Source organism: Enterococcus phoeniculicola ATCC BAA-412 (assembly GCF_000407505.1).
In the GTDB taxonomy this organism is placed as follows: Bacteria; Bacillota; Bacilli; order Lactobacillales; family Enterococcaceae; genus Enterococcus_K; species Enterococcus_K phoeniculicola.
The window spans coordinates 755,491-763,694 of sequence record NZ_ASWE01000003.1 but is presented as its reverse complement, the minus strand read 5'-3'; the positions used below and the strand labels follow the sequence as shown (position 1 = coordinate 763,694).

At 36.8% G+C, this 8,204-nt stretch carries 10 protein-coding genes and 1 rRNA gene; 3 read left to right on the top strand and 8 right to left on the bottom strand.

The window, feature by feature from the left end:
• The 3 genes from I589_RS14045 to I589_RS14035 form a co-directional block, all read right to left on the bottom strand.
• Positions 1-379, bottom strand: a 16S ribosomal RNA gene (locus I589_RS14045); the annotation flags it as partial.
• A gap of 710 nt (positions 380-1,089) precedes the next feature.
• Positions 1,090-1,452, bottom strand: a complete 363-nt coding sequence (locus tag I589_RS14040; protein ID WP_010768436.1) for a hypothetical protein — start codon at positions 1,450-1,452, stop codon at positions 1,090-1,092.
• 85 nt (positions 1,453-1,537) lie between these two features.
• Entirely contained in the window at positions 1,538-1,900 is a 363-nt protein-coding gene (locus I589_RS14035) for a CvfD/Ygs/GSP13 family RNA-binding post-transcriptional regulator (RefSeq protein ID WP_010768435.1), read from the bottom strand.
• Positions 1,901-1,989: 89 nt separating this feature from the next.
• On the opposite strand from I589_RS14035, the gene I589_RS14030 reads away from it, so the two are divergent.
• The gene (locus I589_RS14030) at positions 1,990-3,156 is read left to right on the top strand and encodes a MalY/PatB family protein (protein ID WP_010768434.1); all 1,167 of its coding nucleotides are present in this window, start codon (positions 1,990-1,992) and stop codon (positions 3,154-3,156) included.
• Between the two features lie 56 nt (positions 3,157-3,212).
• On the opposite strand, the gene I589_RS14025 is transcribed toward I589_RS14030, so the two are convergent.
• Positions 3,213-3,800, bottom strand: coding sequence for a peptidylprolyl isomerase (locus I589_RS14025; protein ID WP_010768433.1), 588 nt, complete (start codon positions 3,798-3,800; stop codon positions 3,213-3,215).
• Between the two features lie 286 nt (positions 3,801-4,086).
• On the opposite strand from I589_RS14025, the gene I589_RS14020 reads away from it, so the two are divergent.
• Entirely contained in the window at positions 4,087-5,076 is a 990-nt protein-coding gene (locus I589_RS14020) for an NAD(P)/FAD-dependent oxidoreductase (RefSeq protein WP_010768432.1), read from the top strand.
• Positions 5,077-5,218: 142 nt separating this feature from the next.
• On the opposite strand, the gene I589_RS14015 is transcribed toward I589_RS14020, so the two are convergent.
• On the bottom strand, positions 5,219-5,461 hold the full coding sequence (locus tag I589_RS14015) for a DUF1450 domain-containing protein (RefSeq protein ID WP_010768431.1): 243 nt from the start codon (positions 5,459-5,461) through the stop codon (positions 5,219-5,221).
• An 80-nt stretch (positions 5,462-5,541) separates the two neighbouring features.
• Here I589_RS14015 and I589_RS14010 point away from each other — a divergent pair, with 80 nt between their 5' ends.
• Positions 5,542-6,048 carry a phosphatidylglycerophosphatase A family protein gene (locus I589_RS14010; protein ID WP_010768430.1) on the top strand — a complete coding sequence of 169 codons (507 nt, stop codon included), beginning with the start codon at positions 5,542-5,544 and terminating at the stop codon, positions 6,046-6,048.
• A 71-nt stretch (positions 6,049-6,119) separates the two neighbouring features.
• On the opposite strand, the gene I589_RS14005 is transcribed toward I589_RS14010, so the two are convergent.
• From I589_RS14005 to I589_RS13995, 3 genes are read right to left on the bottom strand one after another with little or no spacing between them, the layout of a single operon-like run.
• Positions 6,120-6,764 (bottom strand): TIGR01906 family membrane protein, encoded by a 645-nt coding sequence (locus tag I589_RS14005; RefSeq protein WP_010768429.1) that lies wholly within the window; start codon positions 6,762-6,764, stop codon positions 6,120-6,122.
• Entirely contained in the window at positions 6,761-7,534 is a 774-nt protein-coding gene (locus I589_RS14000; RefSeq protein ID WP_010768428.1) for a TIGR01457 family HAD-type hydrolase, read from the bottom strand. Before I589_RS14000 ends, I589_RS14005 begins: the two co-directional genes overlap by 4 nt.
• Entirely contained in the window at positions 7,535-8,176 is a 642-nt protein-coding gene (locus tag I589_RS13995; RefSeq protein ID WP_010768427.1) for a YutD family protein, read from the bottom strand.
• Positions 8,177-8,204 lie beyond the last annotated feature (28 nt).

Genomic DNA, 8,204 nt, shown 5'->3' with positions numbered 1-8,204 from the left:
CCTACTGCTGCCTCCCGTAGGAGTCTGGGCCGTGTCTCAGTCCCAGTGTGGCCGATCACCCTCTCAGGTCGGCTATGCATCGTGGCCTTGGTGAGCCGTTACCTCACCAACTAGCTAATGCACCGCGGGTCCATCCATCAGTGACACCCGAAAGCGTCTTTCAAATTAGAACCATGCGGTTCCAATTGTTATACGGTATTAGCACCTGTTTCCAAGTGTTATCCCCTTCTGATGGGCAGGTTACCCACGTGTTACTCACCCGTCCGCCACTCTTTTTCTTTCGGTGGAGCAAGCTCCGGTGAAAGAAAAAGCGTTCGACTTGCATGTATTAGGCACGCCGCCAGCGTTCGTCCTGAGCCAGGATCAAACTCTCATAATAAAAGTTAGAACAATCTTTCGATTGTTAAGCTCAATTTGTTTGCTAGCATATTGCTTGCTTGTTAAATGTTTGTGACTTGATAAATCAAGTACACACTACACATTTGGTTTGTCTTACTTTGTTCAGTTTTCAAAGGTCTACCGTGCTGTTTCAGCAACTTTTATATCATATCAGCTAGACAAGTGATTGTCAACTGTTTTTTTTACAAAAGTTTTTTAACTTCTTTTCAGAAAGTCATGCGCTTGTTTCAGCAACTTAATCAGAATAACAGGTTCGTTGTTATTTGTCAACAACTTTTTTAAATAAATTTTATTGATTTATCAACTGTTATCCAGTCATCTCTCTCGAGCGACTTTGTTATTCTATCACGTTGAATCTTCAACGTCAAGAATTATTTGAAAAGTTTTTTCAAATAAAAAACGAGCAGAAAAAAGCAATACTTTCTCCTCATCAACATATAATAATTTAGCATGGAAAGGCTATTCGGTCAAGCCTTTTTTAGTTATCTTTCTAAGCATTTTTAATTGCATTCACTCGCTTTATTTAAAATATTCGTCTTTCAAACAAATAGACACTCTATTAAATAGAATAACATATAATTATATGCCTTTAGATTAAAAAAACTCTATAATGTTAAAAGAACATTCGGTAAATTCTTTTCAAAAAAAAGACAAGCCCAACAAAATGGACTTGTCTTTTTTCTTTACTCTTTAAAAAAATGGCACACCTTCAAAGTCATAAGATCCTAAAACTTCTCTCATCACAGAAGGTTCTTCCCAGCCGTACCCTTCCGAAAGCTCATTGGTTTGCTTTTCTGCTTGCGTCTCAAATACAAACAGTGGGATATTTTCCTTCATAATATGTGTGTTTGTTAATTCTACTAAATTGATTTCATTTACATCGATATTAACCGTTTCAGTCAACAAATTTAAAATATTGGCTAAACCAGTTTGCTCTGCTGAAAAATTTGCAATAGCTAACTCTTTTGAACTTCCAACTGAATGCATCAAAAATTTTTTTGAACCATCCTCCAAATGCAACATAATTGTACCAGCGACTCTTTTGTCCCCCAAAATTTCCACCTCGATCAATTTAGTATGATTTTAGTAAAGTCTAACACATTTTCAGAAAAAATCCACTTTACTTTCAAATAAAGTTTTATTCTAATTCATCTAAAGCTTCATCAATCCATACAGGCAGCTGTTCACCAATTGTTTGAAAGCCAATCTTTTTGTTTTTGTTCGTAAAATATCTTTTTCTTCTATGTTGAATGGATGGAACAAAATTTTCTAAGGTTCGTAAAGATAGGCTGATTTTTTGTGAATACTCATCAATATCAATCACTTGAACTTTTACTTCCTGACCAACGCTGAGTAATGATTGAATTGTTTTTGTATACCCAGCCTGTACCTCTGAGACATGAATTAATCCTTGATTTTCTTCATCTAACGACACAAATGCACCATACGGTTGAATACCAGTAATCTTTCCATCAATTATTTGTCCAATTTTATATTTCATTCGCTTCCCTCTCTTCGCACAATTCATTATACTGTAATTAGTAAGAAAAAAGAAGTTCCAGGAAAGATTGTTTGAAAGGATGAAAACAGATGACCATATTTGACGAACAGATTAACCGAAAACAAACTAATTGTGTAAAGTGGGATAGTATTGTTCAGACCTATCACGCCGATGATTTATTACCATTATGGGTGGCCGATATGGATTTTCTAGCACCTACTCCAGTTATTAATGCATTTGAATCTTATAGTGCAAGAGGACTCTTTGGCTACTCCATCACACCTGACTCACTATATCAAGCGATAATTAACTGGCAGAAAAAGCGTCATGGCTATTCAATAGAAAAAGAAGAAATTCTATTTTCCAGTGGTGTAGTCCCTAGTATCGCCCTTGCTGTTCAAAGCTATACTGATGAAGGCGACAGTGTATTGATTCACGATCCTGTTTATCATCCATTTGCAGCAGTAGTGACGGAAAACCACAGAAATTTAGTCAGAAGCACTTTAATAGAAGAAAACAATCATTTTGTCATGAATTTAGAAGAGATGGAGCGCTTAATCATCGCTCATCAGGTGAAGCTGTTTATTCTTTGCAATCCTCATAATCCAGGAGGACGAGTATGGACAAAAGAAGAACTTGCAGCTGTGGGGAACTTATGTAAAAAACACGGTGTGCTTGTAGTCAGCGACGAAATTCATCAAGATCTTATTTTTAAACCATATACCTTTACAAGTTTTCAGCTAGCAGATCCCACATTTGAAGAATTTTCTCTCGTGTTCACTGCTGCAACGAAAACATTTAATTTAGCAGGCATCAAGAACTCCATGGTCTTTATTAAAAACCCAAAGCTCCGAGCAAGATTTCAGGAAACACAGAAAAGAAATCAGCAAGGCGAAATTAACACCTTTGGCTACATCGGTACTGAAGCGGCTTATAATCACGGAGGCACTTGGCTTGATGAGCTACTCCCTTACTTGCAAGAAAATGTTCAATTTGTGAAAACTTACCTCAGTGAAAAACTTCCAAGTGTTCACGTGATGTGCCCTGAAGGAACCTATCTAATGTGGCTTGATTTTTCAGCATTTGGTTTAAGTGATAAAGAATTGGAAACTCACCTTATAGAAAAAGCAAAAGTGGTCTTAAATTCCGGAATCATTTTTGGTTCAAAAGGAACTGGGCACATGCGTTTGAATGTAGCCTGTCCTAGAGCGACTCTGGAAGAAGGTTTAAGTAGAATCGTTCAATCTTTTAGCTAAAATGAAACGAAGCACAGTTTTCCAATCATTGATGAAGGAAAACTGTGCTTCTTTTTTTATTCAGCTATGTCAATACCTTCAATAACAATATCATAAACAGGTTTGTCTTGAGGGCCTCTTTGTGCACCCGCAATATCATCGACTACTTCCATGCCGTCAATCACATGACCAAAGACAGTGTGTCGCATATCTAGCCAAGGTGTCCCTCCACCTTTATATGCTTCAATAATTTCAGCTGGGAATCCAGCTCCTTCTAATTGGCCTAACATATTTGCAGGTACATTTTGGTTGTTTACAATAAAAAATTGACTGCCGTTGGTGTTTGGTCCTGAGTTCGCCATTGATAACGCCCCACGCAAGTTAAACAAATTAGGGGTAAATTCATCTTCAAATGCTGAACCATAGATACTTTCTCCACCCATTCCTGTACCTGTTGGGTCTCCCCCTTGGATCATAAAATCAGGAATCACTCTATGGAAAATTACACCGTCATAGTACCCTTTTTTTGCTAACTCTACAAAGTTGTTCACAGTTTTAGGCACTAGTTCTGAAAATAGCTGTACTGTAATATTCCCTCTATTTGTTTTAATTGTTGCTTTTGGTCCTTTTGCATTTTCTAAATCTATTTGTGGAAATTGAGACACATGGATCTCCTCCTAAAAATTATTTTCCTCTTCATGATAACGAATATTTCAAAAAATTGCTATTGTTCAGAACAAAAAAGAATAGAAAATTTATTTGTTCTTATCTCTTGTCTTTTCCATAATGCTTTTACTTTTTCCCGCAGGTAATTACTCACGTTTTTTTCTTCCCTATGATAAACTAAGAATCGAAATAGACAATCAATGTTTTAGAAAGTCTTTCACAAGCTAAAAAGGAGTAGAAATACTTATTTTTTGTTAGACTATTTTGGATTGGAGGAATTTACAAATGGATGTTTACGATATAACAATTGTCGGAGCCGGACCGGTTGGATTATTCGGCGCATTTTATGCGGGGATGAGAGAAGCAAAGACAAAGCTCATTGATAGCTTACCTCAATTAGGCGGGCAGCTTTCAACTTTATACCCAGAGAAGTACATTTATGATATTCCTGGATTCCCAGCTATTAAGGCTGCAGATTTAGTTGATAATTTAGAAAAACAGCTGACTACATTTAATCATACCTACTGCTTAGAAGAAGAAGTCTTAGATATAAAAAAGGTGGATGATATCATTGAAATTCATACAACAAAGACTGTCCACTATTCAAAAGCAGTTATTTTATCTTTAGGTAACGGGTCTTTCCAACCTAGAAAACTTGCACTGGATGAAGCAGAGTCTTTTGAAAACCGTGGTCTTGATTACTATGTTAATGATTTGATGAAATATGTTGGAAAAAAAGTAGCTATTGCAGGAGGTGGAGATTCTGCTATTGATTGGGCTTTAATGCTTGAGCCTATTGCAAAAGAAGTCTATCTTATCCATCGCCGTCCTGAATTTCGTGGTCATGAACATAGTGTAAAAAAACTGATGAATTCTTCTGTTACCATTTTAACCCCTTATGTTATTGAATCATTACAAGATGAGGCAAATCGTTTGTCTGGACTTACACTAAAAAAAGTTCGAACAGATGAGGAAATTTCACTTTCTGTTGATACCTTGATTGTGAACTATGGCTTCTCCTCTTCTTTAGATCATTTGAAGTCTTGGGGATTAGATGCAACGAGAAACGCAATTTTCGTTTCTTCTGATATGTCTACGTCTATCCCTGGGGTCTATGCAACTGGAGATATTTGTCAATATGACGGAAAAGTTCGGTTGATCGCCACAGGTTTTGGTGAAGCTCCGACTGCGGTAAATAATGCTCTTCATTACATTAACCCTAAAAATAGAACGCAGCCTATGCACAGTACCAGTCTCTTTGGAGATAGACACTAAAAAGCAGATAGCATCCCTACTGATGTGTATCAACAAGACTAGAGAAAAATCTAGCTACTCTTGTTGATTACCCTTTGGGGATACTATCTGCTTTTTCATGATTGTACTACTAAACCACAGAACTTATAAACTACATTCTTATCTACATATATTCTTCTTGCCAAGACTTGATTGCCTTGCGTACAATTTGTTTTAGCTCTTCTGGAGAATCAGCTACTAGACGTTCTCCTTCAAAAAAAGCAAAATATTTTTGTGCGCATAAGGTACACTCATTCATACATGAATAGGTAAGCGTCTCTACTTGACTAGTGATTTCCTCATCATCCAAAACAAGCTGACTTCCTTGTGCTAAATTTTGCTCACAAAACTCCAATAAAGGATCCATTAAACACACTCCTTGCTTTTCCTTCTTCATATAGTATACCATTAGACTAAGAAATCAAAAAAGAACGCTTGGAGGATATTATGGTAATACAAACAGAAACTTTAGAAAAAAAAGCACGTAATTTGCTGATTGAGCGCGGCGTTGGGATACAAGACATTGCTGAATTAGTGATGTTTTTGCAAAAACAATATATCGCAGAGTTATCCATTGAAACCTGTATGGAAAGTGTAGATGCTGTGCTGACAAAGCGTGAAGTTCATAATGCAATCATTACTGGCATACAGCTAGATATTTTAGCAGAAGAACAACAACTTTTGCAGCCTTTGCAAAATATTATTGAAGAAGATGAGGGGCTTTATGGTATTGATGAAATCCTTGCCCTGTCTATAGTCAATGTGTATGGATCTATCGGCTTTACAAACTATGGCTACATTGATAAAGTAAAACCCGGTATTCTTGCTGAGCTTAATTCTCATGAAGGCCCGCATGTTCATACTTTTTTAGATGATATTGTTGGTGCTATCGCCGCAGCTGCAGCTAGTCGTTTAGCTCACAGCCAACCGGAAAAAAGTGATTTCGTAAAATAAAAAAACTTGAGTCTCTCGTCAGCTTTTCTATGAAAGTACATTTCTTCATAGAAAATTTAGACGAGTAAGACTCAAGTTTTTTTCAGCTCTCTTTTTCCCAAAAAATAAAAGAGAAAGAAAAGCCCTTCAATCAGAATGAAAAAGAGGATAAAACTATGCATAAAAAATGATTCTGGTAATACATTAATGATTGGGTCAGTCACGGGATCAAACAACCAGTCATCATTATTGAAAAAGACTTCATGGAAGGTAACAAAAAAACGGTCAAAGCCTAGTGCCATAATGAAGCCAAAAACAACAGGGACAATCATTCCTACTTGAAAAGGTCGAATAAGCAACCATTTCCTCTTGTTTTTCCATAAGTACCGTAAAAACAAAACCGATGGAATCAATGTAATAAAAAAGACGCCATAATCCAACAAGAATAATAGTTTCACTTCATAAAAATGCTGCGTACCACTTGCCGATGAGGGAAAGTCAGGCATTGCCAGCACTGACTGAAAAGGATTATTCAGATAGCTCATCAGAATACCAAAATTTTCCATGAGCGTCTCTTTTGTTACTGTTGTGTAGTCTAAAATATTCAAATAGTCTATATCAAAACGATACAGAGGACGAAAATTAATTGTTATTAGTACGGCTAAACTAATGACTGATAAAAATAAAGAGAGGATTCCTCCTCTTTCTATCCATCGCCATTTTTTCGCTTGATTCATGGATGAATCACCCACTCATCTAACGAATCTACTACATAAGTAGGCGCTTCAGGTAAATCAGGAACAGCCGTTTTAGGTGTAAATCCAGATAAAACCAGAAGTGTATCTATTCCATTTTTCAGTCCCGCTTGAATATCTGTTTCGTAGTTATCGCCAACCATAATCACTTGCTCTTTTGTTAACCCTAAATGGGAGACTGCCTTATTCATGATAATCGCTTCTGGCTTCCCAATAAAGACTGGTTTTGTCTGCGTTGACGTTTCAATCAAGGAAATTAATGCCCCTGCTCCAGGTATAAGTCCGCGCTCTGTTGGAATATTTTTATCTGGATTTGTTCCGATAAACAACGCGCCTTTTTGAATCGCTAGAGTTGCCAAAACAAACTTTTCATACGTCACTTCACTATCCAAACCGACCACCACATAATCAGGTGTCTGTTCATCCCATTCAAAGCCTGCCGCTAAAATTAAATCAATCAGACCCGATTCGCCAATAACGAACACTTTATTTCCTTTATTCGTATCCTTCATATAGTCAATCGTTGCAAGACTTGCTGTATACACTTTTTCAGGTGTCACATGAATATCAAATTCTTTTGCCAAGCGATGAGCGACAGTCTCTGGACTTTTTGTCGTATTATTGGTAACAAATAAAAAAGGAAGTTTGGCTTGTTGCAGCTGTTCAACAAATCGTTTTCCAGCAGGAATGGGTTCTTTTCCTAAATAAATCGTACCGTCTAAATCAATTAAATACCCTTGATAGTTCTTCATTTAGTCTTCTCTCTGACGAATTGTAAAGCCGCTTTTTTTTATTTCTTTAGTTGCTTTTTCATTCGTTTTCTTTGCCTCATTTTTAGGTAACACTGCTCTTTCAGTTTCACGTTTTTTTATTACAGGTCTAGATTTTTTCTTTGCTGTAACAGGTCCCTTTTTTTCTTCAACGTACGCTTGGTTTTGCGTGGCAGGCTTTTTGCGTCTACGCCTGTTTTGAGGCTTTTCACGTTTACCGCCAATTTGTTCAATAACAAAATAGGCACAGCCAAAGTTACAGTATTCGTAAAGATAGTCTTCTAACGTATCGATTCGTTGATCTGGAAAAGCTTTTCTGTTGTCCTCTTTGTAAAACCCTTTTAGACGAAGCTGTTCATATCCCCAGTCCCCTACGATATAATCATAACGAGAAAGAACATCACTGTATCTTTCCCCTAATTTATCTGCATCAAAGCCTTCACGATGATTGTGTACTAATCGATAGTGGCGTTCACCAACTAAAAAGTTACTTTCATCAATCGGTGTAACAATTTCACCTTTTTTCTTTTCTTTAACAGGCTCTTCGACAATTTCTTCAAGAACAGCTGTTAATTCTTCGGTCACTGTTTCAGCAACCTTTTCTTTTGTCTCTTGCTTTGTCATCTCTTCACCACCTAAAAGTCATTATACC